The following is a 17729-nucleotide window of genomic DNA, read 5'->3' as shown; positions in this document are numbered from 1 at the left end:
GAGATGGGTTGCGAGTCCCACCCCACGCGTCTGAAGCTGAGGCAGCGGTCTTAGCCGCGATGCTTATCTCGCAGGAGGCCATGTACAAGGCGTTCGGGACCCTTCGTCCCTCCTGCTTCTACGACCGTAAGAACCGGCTTATCGCCGAGGCGCTGCAGGGGCTCTTCGAGCGCAACGAGACCGCCGATCTCGTAACTGTAATCGAGGAGCTCAAGCGGCAAAAGAAGCTTTCCGATGCAGGAGGGCTGGGGTATCTCTCTTCCCTCGCCGAGAACGTAGTGGCGCCTGCACACGTCGAGGAGCATGCTCGCATAGTCTATGAGAAGTGGGTCCAGCGCAGACTTATAGGTATTGCCACCCGGATCGTTCAGGACGCCTATGACTCTAGCCAGCCCGTGGATGAGATGCTCGATAAGGCTGAGAATCTGATCTTCGAGATCAAGGAGTCCAAGCTGCGGCGGGGATTCGTGGCGCTCAAGGACCTTCTTGTACCTGCTATGCGCAATATTGACATGGCCAAACAGGAGGGACGTTACATCACAGGTATACGGACAGGTTTTACTGATTTGGATAAATGGACATCCGGTTTCCAGAAAGGTGAACTCGTAATCATCGCAGGCAGACCCTCTATGGGTAAGTCATCTCTTGCTACCAACATAGTCGTAGAAGCCGCCAGGCATACGGGCATAAGGGTAGGTATATTCAGTCTAGAGATGACCACTGAGATGCTTACAGAGCGGATCATCTGCTCAGAGGCCGGGGTCAGACTTTCAAAGATGCGTTCCGGGCGTTTGAGCATGGATGAGTATAGACGTATCTCGGAGGCTATGGGGAGACTTAATGAACTTCAGATCTTCATAGACGATTCCGCGTCGCTTACCGTACTGGAGCTTAAGGCCAAGGCGAGAAGGCTTCATGCAGAAGGTGAGGTAGGGATGTTTATCGTTGACTACATGCAGCTTATGGACGCATCAGCCGGGTTTGCAGGTCAGCGCAACCGTCAACAGGAGATTACCGAGATCAGTAGAGTTCTCAAGGCCCTGGCCAAGGAGCTCAACGTCCCTGTGGTCGCAATCTCGCAGCTTTCCCGGCGTCCTGAGATGAGGGAAGACAAGCGGCCACAACTGGCCGATCTCAGAGAGTCCGGTTCCATTGAGCAAGATGCCGATCTTGTTATGTTGATATATCGGCCTGGATTCTATCAAACTAGCAAAGAAGAAAAGCACAGAGAAGAAGACACAGAAGAGGATAGAGAGGAAATAGTAGTGACTGAAGCAAAGATAGCTAGAATAATTATTGCAAAACAACGAAATGGGCCTACTGGCGAATTTAGAATGGTGTTTTTGGATAAATACATGCGTTTTGAAGACTACACAGCGAGAGAAGAACCTGAGAGGATAGCACCTTCAGTAACAGAGGAGCCTTTAGATTGATTCGACAGCTTGGCCGGTATCTGATCTTCACCTTCCGGGCGTTCGGTGGGATGGGGTATGTCCTTCGTCGGCCTAAACTCATACTCGACCAGGTCTACCATCTCGGGCTTCTGTCGCTGCCTGTCGTTTCATTTACAGCGGTATTCATAGGGATGGTTGTTGCACTTATGGTTAGCTATCAGCTCGAGGCCGGTTTGCCCAAGTTCTACGTTGGCGCTACCGGTGGACGTACGATCCTTATCGAGCTTGCCCCGGTGATTATCTCGCTTCTTATTGTGGCCAGGGTCGGTTCGAACATCACCGCCCGTATAGGCACCATGAAGGTTACCGAGCAGATAGACGCTTTGGAAACCATGGGCATCAACTCGGTTCACTATCTTGCACTGCCCATAATAATTGCGGGTGTGATCGTGGTTCCCGCACTGGTGATCTACGGAAATTTCATCTCGCTTGTCGCGGCCGCGGTTTCCGCCAAGGTGATCCTGAACATTCCGATAGCCGACTACGTCTTCGGTCTGCGGCGCTACGTGATCCTCAATGACGTACTGGGCGGCCTGTTGAAAACCTTGTTGTTCGGGCTTACTATGGGTTCTGTTTCATCCTACTACGGGTTTGAGACCGGCGTGGGGGCGGAAGGGGTTGGACGTTCGGTTACCTATTCGGTGGTTACCGCCGCGGCACTGATTATGGTTATAGATTTTGGCGTTGCCTTCTGGGTGTTCAGATGATAAAGGTTTCCGGGCTCTCCAAGGGCTTCTCTCGGCAGAAGGTGCTTGCCGACGTTAGTTTCGAGGCACACGACGGCCGCAGGGTGTTCATACTTGGCAAGTCGGGCTCAGGTAAAACCGTGTTCCTCAAGTGCATACTGGGGTTGCTCGTTCCCGATTCTGGAAAGGTTCTTATAGATGGGGATGATGTGACAAGACTTATGGCAAAGCCTCGCTTCAAAAAGGAACTGACCCGCGTTCGACAGAGGATAGGGTATGTATTTCAGGGATCAGCACTCCTGGATTCCCTCTCCGTTGCAGACAACATCGCTCTTGCCCTGGACGGCAAAGGACTTGCCTGGGAAGAACGCAACCGGATCATCGACGAAAAGATCGCTCTGGTTGGACTTGATAGGGAGGTAAGACGTAAGTACCCCGCTCAGCTTTCCGGGGGGATGAAGAAACTTGTGGCTATCGCGCGTGCTATCGCCGCCGGGCCGGCATACATCTTCTACGACGAACCCACCACCGCTCTTGACCCGGCGGTGGCCACGCGCATCACCAAACTCATCATAGAACTTAGCGAACGGCTTGAGGTAACTTCCTTGATCGTCACCCACGACATGGGGCTTGCAAGGCGCGCCGGACAGGACGTCTACTTTCTAAAGGACTATACCCTGAGCCGTCCGCGACGCACTACCCGATTGGAGGAACTTTATGAATAACGAACGCAGGCGAGAGATAGCAGCAGGACTCTTTCTTTTCTTCGGGCTCTTAATCTTGCTCTTCGGTATCAACTGGCTTAAGGATTACTGGTCGTTACGCAAAACCTACGAGGTAAAGGTTCGCCTCAAGGATGTAGGTGGACTGCGCATGAGCGACCCGGTTGATGTGGCCGGGGTAATCAAGGGAAAGGTGACGGATGTAGAGATCGGCAAAAAGGATATAATGCTTACCCTGAACATCGAAGAAGACATCGATATCCCAATAGACTCCCGCATTACCATGCGTACCCGTTCGCTTTTTACTGGAGAGAAGTATATTAAGGTGGATTTAGGCGAATCCGACATCATGGCCAGGGACACGAACATAGTGTTCAAAGGGATGTATATAGATGACTTCTCTCTTGAACACCTGCAGCGAACGCTTATTCGCATAGAAGGTCTCTTATCCGAGGTGGAGATGGAAGGTATTCAGACGGCTGTTGAAGAGGGGATTACGGATCTGTTTGATGAGGCTAAACGGGGTATTAAACCTGTTGTTGATCGCGGTGAGAAGATGGGACAAGCTATAGACGATCTGGCCTCTTCTGCACAGAGTCTTGATTCTATCCTTACAAGACTCCAGCGTGGCGAAGGTTCTTTGGGAAGGCTGATGGGAGATGATACGGTGTATGTGAACCTTAAAGAGGCCACAGAGGAACTCAAGATTCTAATCAAGGACATCCGGGAGAACCCTGAGCGTTACTTAAAAGTTGAAGTGAAAGTGTTTTGAGGAAACGCGAATCGATCTTTGTTTGCCAGAGCTGCGGGTATGAGGCCTCTCGTTGGATGGGGCGTTGTCCATCCTGCGGGGAATGGAACACCCTCGTAGAGGAACGTGCTGTCAAGAGAGGACGCAAATGGTCTGTCGAAGTAAGCCAGGCTGCCAAGCCTACCCTCCTGAATGAGGTCCAGCTGGAGGAGAGGCCTCGTCTACCTACATCGCATCCTGAGTTTGACAGGGTACTCGGCGGTGGGCTTGTCCCAGGATCGGTAATCCTTCTTGGGGGCGATCCAGGGATCGGTAAATCAACCCTTGCGCTTCAACTTGCCTGGCGACTCGCATCGGCAGGCCCGATTCTTTATGGATCGGGCGAGGAGTCGCTTGCCCAACTCAAGCTTCGCGCCCAGCGGTTGGGGATTGATGTAGACAACCTTTATCTCCTTGCGGAGACCGAGACCGAAGCCATCGAGACAAGGGTCAAGGAGCTTGGGCCTATCTTTCTGGTGGTTGATTCTATCCAGACGATGACTACCTCAGCACTTGATGGAGCACCAGGAAGTGTGGGACAGGTAAGAGAGAGTGCGGCACGGTTCCAGAGGTTGGCTAAATCAGAAGGCGTCACCACCCTTATCATAGGCCACGTCACCAAGTTCGGCACCTTGGCAGGGCCGCGTACCCTGGAGCACATTGTGGATACGGTGCTCTATTTTGAGGGCGAGCGTTTCCGGCAGTACCGCATCCTGCGTGCGGTCAAGAATCGTTTTGGCTCAACCAACGAGATAGGGCTTTTTGAGATGACCTCCAGGGGGCTAGTGGATATCGAGAATCCATCGTTTATCTTCCTTTCCGATCAGACAGAGCGTCCCCCAGGGGCCGCAGTCACCGTGGTCATGGAAGGAACAAGGCCTCTGCTGGTCGAAGTCCAGGGGCTTACAGCTCCTACACCATTTCCTTCGCCTCAGAGGGTTACCACCGGCTTCCCCCGCCACCGCTTCGCAATGCTGCTTGCCGTATTGGCAAGACGCGGCGGTATCTCCGCTCTTTCTCTTGACACCTACCTGAATGTTGTAGGAGGCATATCCATCGAGGAGCCCTCATGCGACCTCGCGGTCCTGCTGGCTGTAGCCTCTTCACTAAAGGATCGCAAACTACCGGATGATCTTGTCTGCTTCGGTGAGGTGGGTCTTGGTGGCGAGGTACGAGCAGCGGCTCAGGCAGGGCTGCGTCTGCGCGAGGCGGCGCGACTGGGATTTAGTAAGGCATTGATACCCAAGCGTAACCTCGGGGAAGTTAAGGGCGTTACGGGTGTTAAGGGTGTTACGGGTGTTACGGGTATTGAAGCCATCGGGGTAAGATCGATTCGAGAAGCCCTCGAATACCTGCGAAACCCCTGAAGGAGGACTGATGTTTGCAAGGAAAGAAAAGTACGTAATCGAACGAGACGCATTAGTGGATGGACGTGTGCTGTCTTTATTCGAGATGCAGCTTTTGAGGGGGAAGGTTTATGTTCCTCCTCTGGATGATGAGACAGCCTCAGGTATAGAGCGGTTAGGTAAATGTTCTGATGTAAAGATCGAGTTTGTCTCTGATCTGGATTCAAGCGATAAGGCACTTGCCTTAACCCATGCAAAGAAGGCGGTGTTTTTCAAACTCTCAAAGGAACTCAACGCTGAGAAGCTGCGCCGGGAAGGGGTTCGGGTTATAGACATAGATGCGCTGTTTGAGCGTTTCGTGCCCCACTTCAGACCGGGAGATGAGACGGTGGTGCGCATCGTCAAACTGGGTAAGGAAGCGGATGAGGGGGTTGGTTACTTCTCAAACGGGATAAAGGTTGTAGTTGAGGAGGGTGCAGAGCACATCAACCGCTATCTGGAGGTTGTGATCAAGGGGGTAGTGAACACACCTGCCGGACGCATGGTGTTCGCCCGTCCCAAATACCGAACTTAAGTCTTAAAAACTGGCCGGGGTCACAGATCCCGGCCAATCTCTTTTTTCCCAGCGCCCCCGGACATGAATGGGGAAGCCTAAGTTATCTGGCTTGCCAGTCTTGATTTAAGTCGTGCAGCCTTGTTGCGGTGGATCACGCCTTCGCGCACGGTCTTGTCGATCACGGCCTGCACCGCAGGATAAAGCTTCTTTTTGTCCTTCTTGGTCGCGGCAGTGAACTTAGCGATCTCAGTCTTCAGACGAGACCTACGTGCACGGTTGACCGCTCGTCTTTTGGCGTTCTGCCTTACATTCTTCAATACACTTTTAATAACAGGCATGCTTCTCCTTTAGCGTTAGACTATAATTGTATCCGATAAAGAGGGGTTTGTCAATCCTATAGGGTAGATTGTTCAGGAGATAGTTGCCATGTTGGAAGAAAAAGTATGGAGGAATCAGTTCCTTGACACCTGCCAGAAGGGACGTATTATGAGATAGAGGATTTCTTTACAATGAAAGGGAAGCTAAACAAGCCCTCAAAGAGGAGGCGAAAATGATCTATAGAAAGGCTGTTTTAGCCGCAGCAGTTGTGCTCGGTTTGATGCTAACCACAGGCTGCGATAAAGAACCACCCGCCGTAAGCATTACGTATCCCCTCGATAACGCGACTATCTCAGATCCAGTAATAATACGAGCCGATGCCGATGACAACAAAGAGGTGGTTGAGGTCGAATTCCATGTTGACGGAGCTATGTGTTACTCTGATACCGAATCTCCATGGGAATATGAATGGGATCCTACCACTGTGTCTGACAGCAGCATGCATACCGTCTTTGCAAAGGCGTATGACCCTTCGGATAACGTAGGGACCTCCGATGTGGTCACTGTATTTGTGGATTACAACCAGCCGCCAAGTGCCCCAGGCAATCCTTCTCCAGCCAATGGTGCCACTGATCAACCTCTTGATGTTAACCTCAGCTGGACTGGCGGTGACCCTGATGGTGATCCGGTAACTTACGATGTCTACTTTGGGACATCATCAAGTCCATCTTTAGTTGCATCTGACCGCACAACTACGAACTATGATCCAGGCAGTCTCGAATATAACACCACGTACTACTGGAAGATTGTGGCAAAGGATGATAAAGGTGCAACAACTACGGGCGATGTCTGGCAGTTTACGACTGAAAGAGGCCAATGGCTTTCCTATGACGATGGAAGCTTCGAGACTGGAAGGAGGTGCGTTGACTACGGCTGGTTAATGGTTAGATTCACAAGGCCGTCTGGCTGGAGTGCTGCTAGAGTCACGAAAGTAAGGATCTATATACATGGCCAGTCACAGTACAGTTTTGACATCGATGCTTTCGACGATTACGAGCAGAGTGGAGGTTATTACTGGCCAGATGGTCACTGGATTACTCTTAAAGATGGAGCTTCCCAAGGTATCGGCTGGTATGAACATAGCGTGAGTCACACTTTCCAAAGCAAAGAATTCTTCGTCGGCATCTGGGATAAATCAACCGGCGCTCCATACTTAGGTTGGGATGAAGCTGGCTGTGATGCGCGAAGTTACTACGATTGTGGTGGAGGCTGGTTTGTGTATTATTACGCTTGTTGGGGAGTTAGGGTCTATGTCGAACAACCGACTTTAGTGGCGTCAAAAGCTGGTGCTCCAGAACAGACTTACGACAATCCGAATAAAGAAAAAGTCATAAGGGGAATGTGGTTAGAGCCTTCGGAATGCTATCTGGTAACCCCTGACGGTGAAGTCGGAGAGATAGAGATCATTTCTCAATAAGAGTAGTAAGACTGATTGGAGACGTGTTTACCCTAAATGTACTATACTCCCCTTCGGATGTGTTACTCCGCTGAGCACTCTTCGGCAGAGTACTCCACCCGCGGGAACAGGGCCGCTCCTTTCTCGATCTTGACACCGTCCTTCAAGCGTCCCCACTTGACTAACTCATTGTATCCAACGGCGTTATCCAGAGCCTGGAGCCCCAGCTTGGTGCGGAGCTTGGCGCACGTCTCAGGCATGAACGGGGTGAGGAAGACCGAAAGCAGTCTAAGTGATTCCAGCAACGCGTAGAGCACACCGGCCAGCTTATCGGTCTTGCCTTCCTTGTTGAGCACCCACGGTGCGGACTCCTCAACGAACGCGTTTGAACCGGTGACCAGCTCCCAGATCTTTAAGATAGCCTTCCGGAACCTGAAGGCTTCCATTAGCTTAGGAAGCTCCTCGGAGATATCCTGACTGATCGCTTGCAGTCTACCCTCCTCTCCTTCCACCTTATGCACGATGCCGTCCTGATAGCGCTCGGTCATACCCAGGACGCGGGAAACCAGATTCCCGAAATCATTGGCCAGGTCGGAGTTGATGCGTTCCACCAGAAGCTCTTCATTGAAAGAAGAGTCCAGCCCGAAGCTCATCTCGCGAAGCAAGAAATACCTGAACGACTCGAACCCGTATTTGGCCTTCATATCCAAGGGTCTCACCACGTTGCCCAAAGACTTACTCATCTTGGCCTCGTCCACCTGCCACCAGCCGTGAACACGTAGCCCCTTGTACGGGCCCGCGCCCATCGCTTTAAGCATCGTGGGCCAGTAGATGGCGTGGGGGATAAGGATGTCCTTGGCGATCAGGTGATAGCAGTTATCCCAATATTTACGAAAGTCCGGCCCGTCCGGGTAACCGATTGCAGTCAGGTAGTTTATGAGCGCGTCGAACCACACGTAGGTGACGTAGTTGGAGTCGAACGGCAGTGGAATCCCCCAGGGCAGGCGCTCCTTGGGTCTGGATATACACAAATCACCCAGCGGCTCGGAGAGGAACGAGGCAACCTTGTTGCGGTGGCTCTCCGGCTCGATGAACGAGGGATTCTCCTCGATATGTTTGATCAGCCAGTCCTGGTAGAAGCTCATCTTGAAGAAGTAGTTCTTCTCAGAGATATACTTGAGTTCGGTCTGATGGTCAGGGCACTTACCATCCACTATCTCCTTCTCGGTGTAGAATCGTTCGCAGCCCACGCAGTAGTAGCCGCCGTAGGAGCCGAAGTAGATGTCACCCTTATCATAGACCTTCTGCAGGATCTCCTGCACAACCTTCACGTGGTCTGCATCTGTGGTGCGGATGAACCGGTTGTTAGAAAACCCCAGCTCCTCGAAGGTGCTCTTGAATATTCCGGCGATGCGGTCAACGTAGGCTTGGGTCTCGACGCCTTCTTTCTTTGCCGCCTGCATGATCTTGTCGCCGTGCTCGTCGGTGCCTGTCAAAAAGTAGACGTCGGAGCCGTAAAGGCGCCAGAAGCGCGCGAGCGTGTCGGCCAGCACCGTGGTGTAGGTATGGCCGATGTGCGGCTCGGCGTTAACGTAGTAGATAGGCGTGGTTATGTAAAACGGCTCTTTCTTCAAGGGTTTCTTCATCCTTAAGTTTACGCAGATTGGGGCTTAAGGCAAGCCTTGGGACGCATCTTTCTCTTCATATTTGAACCCAACACGTCACCAGATGCCTCCAAAAAAACTCCCCAAAAGCTGGCCAAAAATTACCCACAAGTTGGACAACCTTACAAAAATAAGCTGGTCAGAAGCTGGTTGAAAGATGGACGAAAGGGGGACAAAAGTAGGACACGCCAAAGAAATTATGCTGGTCAAAAACTGGTCAGAAGTTACCCGAAAGCTGGACACGAGGAATGTATGCCGGGTTGGACGTAAAGGTGACGGGGCAAGCACTTCTTTATTGTCATTGCGAGGGTGTCGGAGACACCCAAAGCTCCGGAGGACGACGCTTGCGGAGTTCCGGAGGGCGAACGAAGGGAGCAATCTCATACGCCTGAGTGAGAGCAATGAGATCGCCACCCTTCCCCGTTTCCTTTGGAGGCGGACGGTCGGTCGCAATGACGGAGTGGGAGAAGTAAACCACATTATGTTTCAGGATGGGGTTGATTTGGAGTGCAACAACCGTGTTGTTGCTGCAATGACGTAGTCATTGCACTCCATAGGCAATACACCGCTCAAACACAACAACAATCCCAAAAGGAGTTGAATGACCAAAGTTTACAGCCATTGTGGTGGAGCAAGCCTGGATTATTCCTGGGATAGCGGTGTTAAATCCGTTTCAGCATCTGTGTAATCAGGGGCTTCGTTTGAGGCAAATTCCTGGTTACTATCTCCCAGATAATACTTACGTCAATTCCAAAGTATTCGTGGATTACAATATTACGTAAGCCGATCATCCTTTTCCAAGGAATGTCAGGATACCCTTCTCTCACCTCTGGTGGTATGCCCTTTGAAGCTTCGCCGATAACTTCCAGGTTTCTTAGGACTGCATCTATTGCCATGTCGTTATCCTTGAAGACCTCGAAGGTCAGACCATGGGTGTAGCGTTCAACCTTGTCGATAGCTTCGGCTATCTCCTCGACAAGGATCTTGCAAGACCTTCCTTTCACGCGTAGCTTACCTCTTTCAGGATATTTCCCCTTAGCGAAGCTCGCAAGGCTTTAACCGTGACGAGGTCCACATCCTGGCCCAGAATCTCTTCGAGGAACTCCTTCAGGTCAACAAACTCCCAGCCGATAGGTTGATTGAATTCTACCAGTATATCCACGTCACTTGCCTGGGATTCCTCACCCTTGGCGTATGAGCCAAAAACCCCAATCTGGTTTACCTTGAACTTCTCCCTGAGAAGGGGTTTATGCCTCCTTAACGTCGCCTTTATCTCTTCGAGGGTTTTCATAACTTCACCTATGCTAAGTTTACTCAGATTGGGAGGTTAATCAACACCCCTCACCCCATCCCTCTACCCGACACCCGACGGGGGCGCAAGCATGTTATCATTTCATCTGCGGACCGGGTCCCTACGTTTGATTTGGAGTGCAACAACCGTGTTGTTGCTGCAATGACGTGGTCATTGCACTCCATAGGCAAAACCGACTCTCTTGGGCTTCTGAGCGGTTGACAATACACCGCCTACACACTACAATAACCCCAAAAGGAGTTGAATGACCAAGAAGTTTACTGCTATCGTGGTGAAGGAAGAGCGCTGGTACGTGGCCCACTGCGTGGAGTTGGGGGTGGTCAGTCAGGGCAAGACCATCGAGGAGGCGCAGGCCAATCTCAAGGAAGCGGTAGAACTTTATCTGGAGAGTTTCGGTTCAGATGATCTTCCGGAAAGTGTAGGGGAAGTGGTGCTCTATCCCTTTGAGGTAAGGAGTGGCTAAGCTTCCGGTTATTTCCGGATCACAACTCGTAAAAGCGCTCAAGAAGGCAGGATGGTGGAATTGCTAAAAAAGGAGCTCCCGGTGTGTTGCTCGGCATAGATTCAGTCTTGGAGGCTTTATATGAATAAGAGATCAGAAATCCAAGCAAGGCCAAGGGTGACCGCCAGGGGTGTAATCGGAGCCTTGATGTCGCTACGGGCGGCAATCATTGGCGGAGTTTGTTTCTTTCTTGCGGCATGGAAACTCAACATCGTTAGAGGGTGGATATATTTCGGGATGGCTCTCGTGGGGGCGCTGGCAGGAGCGATTATTATGATTACGTGTACACCGGGTCTTGCGCACGAGAGGGCGAAAGCAAAGGAAGGAACAAAGACCTGGGATAAGATATTGTTGCTCATCTATTTCATATTAGGACTTATCGTTATGCCGGTTGTGGCCGGGTTGGATGTAGGCAAGTTTTGCTGGACGCTGCTGCCTGCCTATTTCGTAGTTATTGGTATAGCCGTTTACGTGTTTGCTTTTGCGCTCACCCTATGGGCGATGCTGTCAAATCCCTTCTTTGAGAGTACGGTGCGTATCCAGAAAGATAGGGACCAGAAAGTTATAAGCACCGGTCCTTACAGGTTTGTGCGACATCCGGGTTACGTAGGGATGCTGATAGGTTCGCTTCACCTTCCTTTCGTAATCGGTTCAATTTATGCGCTGATCCCGGCCGGTGTGATGATAATCCTCGCAATAACAAGAACCTATCTGGAAGACAAGACACTGCAGGAAGAGTTGAATGGATACAAAGAGTATGCTGCGAAGGTTAAGTACAGGTTGTTTCCAGGGATATGGTAGAAGGACAGGTACTTGGACTCTCTCTCAAAACCGATTCCATTGGGTTTTTAATGCTCCTTTCGTCCTTCGGACGAAAGATCGCAGTGTGGCCTGCGGCCGCTATGGGGTCCCCGCACGGATGCGCCTGCGCCCCAGTCGGGTGAAGCAGACGTGTGGGGTGAATATCCTTGACAATCCAAAGCCAGTGGAGATAATTAAGAAATGAAAGGGAAAAAAGCAGCGTAACATGCTGAAACAAGATAACCTGGTGTTCCGCTTCCACGGGAAACCTACCCCTTCTCTTGATGCCCTTGCACAAAAGCTCAGGAAGGTCCTTGAGGCACACGGCTACCATTATAGCCGGATTTCACGCTCCCCTCGGCTGGTGCTCAACTTCATCTCCAATGACGCTGTCAAGTCATACCGACGTAAGGCACAGGCCACATTCGTGCTCTCGCTGTTGGAGGCATCCGAGGTTTCCCAAGACCCCATCCGGGCATGGTACCCCTACCTGGTGCGGGCGCTTTCCAACATGCTTCTCGTGTATATCCCTGGCATCCAGGCCCACTTTTTGACCCTGGATCTTGGGCACTTTGTGGAGTCGGAAGGGGAAGGGTTCGCAGAAAGACTGTTTAAGCGGATTAACCCCATGGCCTCCTCGGTTCTCGTGGTTAACAACCGATTCGAGCAAGACCTCGAGCCCGAGCTTTGGGAAGGGGATGAGCTTACCCGCGCGCTTTCTGCGGCAGGGTGCAAGCTGGGCGAATGGAGCCTTTTGCCCGCCGCCTTTCCCATCGAAGAGATCCTTTCGGCGGAGGATTTTCGCCATGTCAAGCGCCTCTACGGGATCGGAGGGCTCTCCTACGGAAACCTTTCGGTGCGCAAGGATGGAAGCCGTTTCTGGATGAGCGCCTCCGGAGTGGATAAGTCAAAGTTGCGTGAGATCGGCAGGGAGATCCTTTTGGTCAAGGATTACGACCCTCTGGAGAACGCCATCGTCCTCTCAGTGCCGCCGAGCGTTGAGCCGCGCAGGGTCTCGGTGGACGCCATCGAACACTTGATGATATACCGTGCGCACCCCGAGGTGGGAGCCATCATCCACGTCCACGCCTGGATGCAGGGGGTGCCCACCACCCAATTCCAGTACCCCTGTGGAACCTATCAGCTTGGCCAGGCGGTTGCAGAAAAGGTGCGCCAAAGCCCTGATCCAGCCAGCGCGGTGGTAGGGCTCAAAAACCACGGACTGACCGTTACCGGACGAAACCTTGCCCACATCCTCGATCGTATCGACGGGAAGCTCATCAAGCAAGTCCCTATGGAATGAAGGCGCTGCGCTGCCGTGTCTCTATACCTCGATATCTCTTAGCCAAGGTCCTGGGCAAACGTTATCCGGTCTCCTTTCTTCCTCTCCGTTTAGTAGATATTTCTGAACCTTCCCCTCTACCGGGTTGGAGGCGGGTTAAGGTACGTCTTTGCGGTATCTGCGGTTCGGATATCGCCCTGCTTTACGGGAAGAACTCGCCGCGTCTTTCGCCTTTTTTCTCCTTTCCGGCTGTCCTCGGCCACGAGATTCTGGGTGAGGTAGATGGAAAACGGGTTGTGGTGAACCCCAACCTTGCCTGCCGTGAACGGGGGATGGAGCGGTGTGATGCGTGCGCGGGCGGGGATGAGGAGATTTGCCAGAATACTGCGGAGGGGGCTTTTGCCCCGGGGATGCTTGGCTTCTGCCGCGACCTCGTGGGTGGATGGGGTGAGTGGATTTGGGCTCATCCAGATAAGGTTCATCCTGTCCCTGAGAGGGTGCCGGACGAGCGGGCGGTTTTAACCGAACCCCTGGCTGTGGCGCTGCGGGGACTGCGGAACTTTGATCTGTCAAATGACGGAAAGACGCTTGTTATCGGCGCAGGAACCATAGGCCTGATTACAATAAGACTGTTACGGATACTCGGCTATAAAGCTGAGATTCATGTGGCGGCGCGGTATCCATTGCAGGCCGAACTGGCAATAGAGCTTGGGGCGGATAGAGTATACTCTGATGTTTGGGACGCAACGCGGCAGGTTGGTGCCAAATCCTACAAAGCCATCATCGGACCGCCGGGCTGGCGGGGTGGTTTTGATGTGGTGGTAGACGCCGCTGGAAGCAAAACCAGCCTACAGCAGGCGTCGTGGGCTGCAAGAGAGGGCGGCAAACTTTTGCTTTTGGGTTCACCAGGCGAGATGAAGCATGATTTCTCTCCCCATTGGTTCCGTGAGGTGAAGCTCTTGGGGAGTTACATCTACTCGGATGCTGATTTCAAGCGGGCGGTAGAGCTTCTTCTCAAAATGGAGGGCATCGAGAAGCTCGTCACTCACAAGTTTCTGTTGTCCGATTGGCGCAAGGCCATCCGCACGGTTATCCACCGCCGCGGCATCAAGGTTGTGTTCAAACCGTAACCCAGTTGCTAATGTAGCACAGGTTCAGCGTGCCCAGTCGGGTGCTCCAGCCTGTGCAAGATCTATGCGCTCCGTCTTTGGACGGAGCGTCGTGGTCCCCGCGCGGCTGCGCCTGTGCCCCAGTTGGGTGAAGCAGACGTGTGGGGTAAAAAGACTTGACAAGCCTCAATACTAAGGTAATATTTTAATGTAACTTGGAGGTGCAAAGATGAAAAGATTTAGCTTGCTGGTGGTCATGGCCGCAGTCCTTGTATCTACCACAGCCGCCGCTGGTTGGATACGGACATACGGAGGAGAAGAAGCCGATGGGGGTTACTGCGTGCAGCAAACTTCTGATGGGGGCTATATCATTACAGGATTTACACGTTCCTTTGGCGCTGAAAAGAACAATCTTTGGTTGCTTAAAACCGATGCGGAGGGAGATACTCTATGGACGCGAATCTACGGAGGAGAAGAACATGACGTGGGGAGAGTTGTGCATCAAACTGCAGATGGAGGTTACATTATTCTTGGGGTAACTTGTTCATTCGGGTTAGAGAAGCCTATATCTTGGCTTCTTAAAACCGATTCCTTTGGGGATACTTTGTGGACGCGAACATATGAAGGAGGTTACTGGATAGAGCCAATCACAGGGGGTAATTACATAATTGCGGGAGCAAAAAGTAGTGAGGTTTGCCTCATCAAGATTGATTCTCTCGGGGAGGTTATCTGGGAGAGAACCTATAAGGGCGAAGGATACGAATATGAAATGTCTTCGTGCGTTAAGCAGACCTCGGATGGAGGCTATATAATTACAGGGGCTACAAGCGAGTTCGATCTTTTTCTAGTGAAGACCGATTCTATAGGAGATATTCTTTGGGAGAGTACCTGTGTTGCCGAAGGTCTCGATAGAGGGATCTACGTTGAGGAAATGGATGATGGTGGCTACATTATTGCTGGTTCCACGGAGATAGAGCCTTTCCATATGTGCATTTGTTTGCTCAGGGCAAATGCATCTGGAGAGATTCTTTATACTCGGCACTGGGAAGAGATGTTTCCAGCAGAGCTTAAGCCTCTAGTCGCGACAGAAGACGGAGGCTACGTCCTAGCGGGCTATAGTCCCATATTGATGAAGATCGATGCCGAGTGGAGTACGCTATGGACAAATACTTATGGAATGGGTTACCTGTGGTGGGTGGAGCAAATTTCGGATAGCGGCTACATTATGGCAGGATCTACCTACTATTCAGATACCGAAGATTATGACCTTTGGTTAATCAAGACCGATTCCCTGGGTTACGTGGATGCTGCTATCGAGGAACCGGTTATTGAAACATGGGGCTGGAAGCTGGTAACTTCCATCGGCCCACAGATAGTGCTGCGTTACACGGATCAACCCCAAGGCTTTCACGCCCAGGTCTTCGACGTGACTGGCAGGAAGGTGGATGAGGTACATGCAACTGGCGCGTCCGGCACCATCACCTGGCCCGTAACACACCATGACTTCTCACCCGGAGTTTACTTCTTCAGACTTGAGTGTGGCGCGGTACACAAAACTCAGAAGGTGATTCTGATTCGGTAGCCACCTTATTGTCGTTGCGAGGCCTGTAGACCGAAGGGATGCAGGACGAAGCAATCTCATAGCAGAGACCTTTGATTCATAGCATCAACCCTTATGCTTATAGGATGGTGCTAGGAGATCGCCACCCTCCCTTCGGTCGGTCGCGATGACATCTTATTTAATCTGTGTAATCTGCGAAATCTGTGGTTGGTTCTGACATTGACATCTCAGTATTCTCCCGTTAAAATCAGCCTTAGGCCGGGATGGTGAAATTGGCAGACACAAGGGACTTAAAATCCCTCGGAGGAAACTCCGTGCCGGTTCGAATCCGGCTCCCGGCATGTGCGAGAACTTCAAAAAAAGCTCAAGATATCCTTTCGACGTAAGGATCTTCTGGAGAGGGCGTTAACTCATCCCTCCTATGCTCATGAGCAGACAGGGGATCGCCGCATGTCTTATGAGCGGCTTGAGTTCTTGGGGGATGCGGTTTATGAGATGCTTCTGCGCGAATACTTCTATGAAGCTTTGGATCAAGCAGATGAAGGGATGCTTTCCAAGCTCAAGAACCGCTATTCGTCCGGGGCATTCATGGCCGAGCTTGCACGTAAGTTGGGGCTAGACAGAGCGTTGCGTTTGGGCCACAGCGAGGAGAGTGAGGGGCGGGCAAAGACTTCTATACTGGCAAGCACCTTTGAGGCGCTTATGGGAGCTCTTTACCTTGACCGTGGATTACGCAGATGCCGGCGTTGGTTTCGCATTCATGTGGCCCCACAAATCGATCTTTCGAAAATTCCTTTCGATGCAAAGTCCAGACTCAACATCCGTCTTTCAGGGCAATCCTTCGAGTATAGGATTCTTGCAAAGGAGGGTGAAGACCACCGTCCTTGCTTTCGTGTGGGACTCTATGTGGAGGGGGAACTTGTTGCATCGGGCGAAGCAGGAAGCAAAAAACAGGCTGAGGTGCGGGCAGCAGAGGCCTATCTGGAAGCACTTAAGGAGAAGTCATGAATATCTTTGCACTCGCTCTTGGACCGGTGGTGGCGATTCTTTTCTTCTTATGGATTAAGGATCGTTATGAACGGGAACCACTCAAATACCTGCTTCTTACACTGTGTGCGGGGGTGGTCGCGGCCATCCCCGTCATAATAGTTGAGATTTTATGGGTGCATATATCGTATGACATCTCGGCACTTACCACAGGCGAACTTGCATTCATGACGTTCATAGAGATAGGACTGACCGAGGAGTTTTTCAAAGCGGTTGCATTCTTTGCCACGGCTTACTGGAGCAAGCACATGAACGAACCTTACGACGGGATTATGTACGCGGTTGCTGCCGCCTTAGGGTTCGCAGCTATAGAGAATGTGATGTATGTGTTGATGGGAGGAGTCCCTGCCGCCTTTGTAAGGGCCCTCACAGCTGTGCCTGCTCACGCGATGATGGGGCTTTTCATAGGCTACTTTGCCGGAAGGGCCAAGTTCGCAAAACGTAAATGGGTCAAGCCGTTTTTGATACTTACGGGGTTTTCCATCGCTGTGTTCTTACACGGACTTTACGATCTGATCGCGATGTGGCCCTATCACCGTCTTGCCTGGTTGTGGCTTTTCCCACTCCTGGGGGTTATGGTTGTTGCATCCCTTCTTTTCATACGTGATGCCCGAAATCGTTCACCCTTCAAACCTGCGGTTGATGAATACGGTCGCTATACCGGCTACACCGTCTCAGGAAGACCTCTTCCCCCCAAGGTCGCTGCCAAGCTTGGAGTGGAGCCTCGGCTTCCCCCAGAAGATTTTGTACCCACGGAATCCGGGCAAAAACCTGTGCTACCCAAGCCTGAGGTGCGAAAGCAGCCTGCCAAGCCGGAGACCAAGGCCGCAACCCCATACTTCCTTGACGAATACTTCAAGCCCGCGAGGAAGGAAGAATCCCCGCTTCCTGCACCGGAACCTCCAACCACTCCCACTGAACCCGGTTTTGGCTACGAGAGTCCGAAGGAGCCGCCGGCTCAGAAAAAAGGCCCTGATACTCCAAAGGACTACTCGCGGCCGGAGAAGGATGAATGAGCGAAATTCTTGACGCCTTGTGGTGATTGTGCTTCTGGGTGTTTGATTTCCTGGAGAAAGTGCTCGAACGTTTCTGAGAGAGGCGTAAAAAGGAAAGGGAATTAGGC

The 17729-nt window shown here is 51.9% G+C and carries 19 protein-coding genes and 1 tRNA gene; 16 read left to right on the top strand and 4 right to left on the bottom strand.

Annotation, left to right across the window (positions count from 1 at the left end; translation table 11 throughout):
* The first annotated feature begins 59 nt into the window (after positions 1–59).
* Genes dnaB through CEE36_00360 form a run of 6 tightly spaced genes read left to right on the top strand, consistent with a single transcriptional unit; the run spans position 60 to position 5572 of the window.
* A complete protein-coding gene (gene dnaB / locus CEE36_00385; protein ID TKJ44452.1) occupies positions 60–1433 on the top strand; it encodes a replicative DNA helicase in 1374 nt (457 codons plus the stop codon).
* Entirely contained in the window at positions 1430–2161 is a 732-nt protein-coding gene (locus CEE36_00380; protein ID TKJ44234.1) for an ABC transporter permease, read from the top strand. The genes dnaB and CEE36_00380 overlap by 4 nt, the downstream gene beginning before the upstream one ends.
* Positions 2158–2865, top strand: coding sequence for an ABC transporter ATP-binding protein (locus CEE36_00375; protein TKJ44233.1), 708 nt, complete (start codon positions 2158–2160; stop codon positions 2863–2865). The genes CEE36_00380 and CEE36_00375 overlap by 4 nt, the downstream gene beginning before the upstream one ends.
* Positions 2858–3634, top strand: coding sequence for a hypothetical protein (locus CEE36_00370; protein ID TKJ44232.1), 777 nt, complete (start codon positions 2858–2860; stop codon positions 3632–3634). Before CEE36_00375 ends, CEE36_00370 begins: the two co-directional genes overlap by 8 nt.
* A complete protein-coding gene (locus CEE36_00365; GenBank protein TKJ44231.1) occupies positions 3631–5019 on the top strand; it encodes a DNA repair protein RadA in 1389 nt (462 codons plus the stop codon). Before CEE36_00370 ends, CEE36_00365 begins: the two co-directional genes overlap by 4 nt.
* A 10-nt stretch (positions 5020–5029) precedes the next feature.
* Positions 5030–5572, top strand: a complete 543-nt coding sequence (locus CEE36_00360; protein ID TKJ44230.1) for a hypothetical protein — start codon at positions 5030–5032, stop codon at positions 5570–5572.
* A gap of 77 nt (positions 5573–5649) precedes the next feature.
* Here the strand turns inward: CEE36_00360 and rpsT are convergent, their stop codons facing one another.
* Positions 5650–5892, bottom strand: a complete 243-nt coding sequence (gene rpsT, locus CEE36_00355; GenBank protein TKJ44229.1) for a 30S ribosomal protein S20 — start codon at positions 5890–5892, stop codon at positions 5650–5652.
* 212 nt (positions 5893–6104) lie between these two features.
* On the opposite strand from rpsT, the gene CEE36_00350 reads away from it, so the two are divergent.
* Complete coding sequence (locus CEE36_00350) at positions 6105–7349, top strand: hypothetical protein (protein TKJ44228.1); 1245 nt, start codon at positions 6105–6107, stop codon at positions 7347–7349.
* Between the two features lie 62 nt (positions 7350–7411).
* On the opposite strand, the gene CEE36_00345 is transcribed toward CEE36_00350, so the two are convergent.
* Entirely contained in the window at positions 7412–8974 is a 1563-nt protein-coding gene (locus CEE36_00345; protein ID TKJ44227.1) for a methionine--tRNA ligase, read from the bottom strand.
* A 217-nt stretch (positions 8975–9191) separates the two neighbouring features.
* Between CEE36_00345 and CEE36_00340 the strand changes: the two genes are divergently transcribed.
* Complete coding sequence (locus CEE36_00340; protein TKJ44226.1) at positions 9192–9533, top strand: hypothetical protein; 342 nt, start codon at positions 9192–9194, stop codon at positions 9531–9533.
* Positions 9534–9654: 121 nt separating this feature from the next.
* On the opposite strand, the gene CEE36_00335 is transcribed toward CEE36_00340, so the two are convergent.
* Together CEE36_00335 and CEE36_00330 are read right to left on the bottom strand one after the other, a co-directional pair.
* Positions 9655–9996 (bottom strand): hypothetical protein, encoded by a 342-nt coding sequence (locus CEE36_00335; protein TKJ44225.1) that lies wholly within the window; start codon positions 9994–9996, stop codon positions 9655–9657.
* Complete coding sequence (locus CEE36_00330; protein TKJ44224.1) at positions 9993–10283, bottom strand: nucleotidyltransferase; 291 nt, start codon at positions 10281–10283, stop codon at positions 9993–9995. Before CEE36_00330 ends, CEE36_00335 begins: the two co-directional genes overlap by 4 nt.
* Positions 10284–10548: 265 nt before the next feature.
* Here CEE36_00330 and CEE36_00325 point away from each other — a divergent pair, with 265 nt between their 5' ends.
* The 8 genes from CEE36_00325 to CEE36_00290 all read left to right on the top strand — a co-directional run bounded on the left by CEE36_00325 (position 10549) and on the right by CEE36_00290 (position 17622).
* The gene (locus tag CEE36_00325) at positions 10549–10767 is read left to right on the top strand and encodes a HicB family protein (GenBank protein ID TKJ44223.1); all 219 of its coding nucleotides are present in this window, start codon (positions 10549–10551) and stop codon (positions 10765–10767) included.
* A 120-nt stretch (positions 10768–10887) separates the two neighbouring features.
* Entirely contained in the window at positions 10888–11607 is a 720-nt protein-coding gene (locus CEE36_00320) for an isoprenylcysteine carboxyl methyltransferase (protein ID TKJ44222.1), read from the top strand.
* A 226-nt stretch (positions 11608–11833) separates the two neighbouring features.
* The gene (locus tag CEE36_00315) at positions 11834–12910 is read left to right on the top strand and encodes a ribulose phosphate epimerase (GenBank protein TKJ44221.1); all 1077 of its coding nucleotides are present in this window, start codon (positions 11834–11836) and stop codon (positions 12908–12910) included.
* Positions 12907–14019, top strand: a complete 1113-nt coding sequence (locus CEE36_00310; protein TKJ44220.1) for an alcohol dehydrogenase — start codon at positions 12907–12909, stop codon at positions 14017–14019. The genes CEE36_00315 and CEE36_00310 overlap by 4 nt, the downstream gene beginning before the upstream one ends.
* Positions 14020–14227: 208 nt before the next feature.
* A complete protein-coding gene (locus CEE36_00305) occupies positions 14228–15580 on the top strand; it encodes a hypothetical protein (protein TKJ44219.1) in 1353 nt (450 codons plus the stop codon).
* 236 nt (positions 15581–15816) lie between these two features.
* A tRNA-Leu gene (locus CEE36_00300) sits at positions 15817–15900 on the top strand.
* Position 15901: 1 nt separating this feature from the next.
* A complete protein-coding gene (rnc, locus tag CEE36_00295) occupies positions 15902–16567 on the top strand; it encodes a ribonuclease III (GenBank protein TKJ44218.1) in 666 nt (221 codons plus the stop codon).
* Complete coding sequence (locus CEE36_00290) at positions 16564–17622, top strand: hypothetical protein (protein TKJ44217.1); 1059 nt, start codon at positions 16564–16566, stop codon at positions 17620–17622. The genes rnc and CEE36_00290 overlap by 4 nt, the downstream gene beginning before the upstream one ends.
* The last annotated feature ends 107 nt before the right edge of the window (positions 17623–17729 follow it).

The sequence above is a fragment of the candidate division TA06 bacterium B3_TA06 genome, assembly GCA_005223075.1.
GTDB lineage: Bacteria > Hydrothermota > Tepidihabitantia > B3-TA06 > B3-TA06 > B3-TA06.
This window is presented reverse-complemented; position numbering and strand designations above follow the sequence as displayed.

What these genes read in the sequence shown, in the direction of transcription:
- CEE36_00290 (TKJ44217.1), top strand. Translation starts at nt 16,564, where the DNA reads ATGAATATCTTTGCACTCGCTCTTGGACCGGTGGTGGCGATTCTTTTC.
- rpsT (TKJ44229.1), bottom strand. Translation starts at nt 5,892, where the DNA reads ATGCCTGTTATTAAAAGTGTATTGAAGAATGTAAGGCAGAACGCCAAA.
- CEE36_00320 (TKJ44222.1), top strand. Translation starts at nt 10,888, where the DNA reads ATGAATAAGAGATCAGAAATCCAAGCAAGGCCAAGGGTGACCGCCAGG.
- CEE36_00310 (TKJ44220.1), top strand. Translation starts at nt 12,907, where the DNA reads ATGAAGGCGCTGCGCTGCCGTGTCTCTATACCTCGATATCTCTTAGCC.
- CEE36_00315 (TKJ44221.1), top strand. Translation starts at nt 11,834, where the DNA reads ATGCTGAAACAAGATAACCTGGTGTTCCGCTTCCACGGGAAACCTACC.
- CEE36_00375 (TKJ44233.1), top strand. Translation starts at nt 2,158, where the DNA reads ATGATAAAGGTTTCCGGGCTCTCCAAGGGCTTCTCTCGGCAGAAGGTG.
- CEE36_00330 (TKJ44224.1), bottom strand. Translation starts at nt 10,283, where the DNA reads ATGAAAACCCTCGAAGAGATAAAGGCGACGTTAAGGAGGCATAAACCC.
- CEE36_00360 (TKJ44230.1), top strand. Translation starts at nt 5,030, where the DNA reads ATGTTTGCAAGGAAAGAAAAGTACGTAATCGAACGAGACGCATTAGTG.
- CEE36_00325 (TKJ44223.1), top strand. Translation starts at nt 10,549, where the DNA reads ATGACCAAGAAGTTTACTGCTATCGTGGTGAAGGAAGAGCGCTGGTAC.
- CEE36_00345 (TKJ44227.1), bottom strand. Translation starts at nt 8,974, where the DNA reads ATGAAGAAACCCTTGAAGAAAGAGCCGTTTTACATAACCACGCCTATC.
- dnaB (TKJ44452.1), top strand. Translation starts at nt 60, where the DNA reads ATGCTTATCTCGCAGGAGGCCATGTACAAGGCGTTCGGGACCCTTCGT.
- CEE36_00370 (TKJ44232.1), top strand. Translation starts at nt 2,858, where the DNA reads ATGAATAACGAACGCAGGCGAGAGATAGCAGCAGGACTCTTTCTTTTC.
- CEE36_00340 (TKJ44226.1), top strand. Translation starts at nt 9,192, where the DNA reads ATGCTGGTCAAAAACTGGTCAGAAGTTACCCGAAAGCTGGACACGAGG.
- CEE36_00350 (TKJ44228.1), top strand. Translation starts at nt 6,105, where the DNA reads ATGATCTATAGAAAGGCTGTTTTAGCCGCAGCAGTTGTGCTCGGTTTG.
- CEE36_00305 (TKJ44219.1), top strand. Translation starts at nt 14,228, where the DNA reads ATGAAAAGATTTAGCTTGCTGGTGGTCATGGCCGCAGTCCTTGTATCT.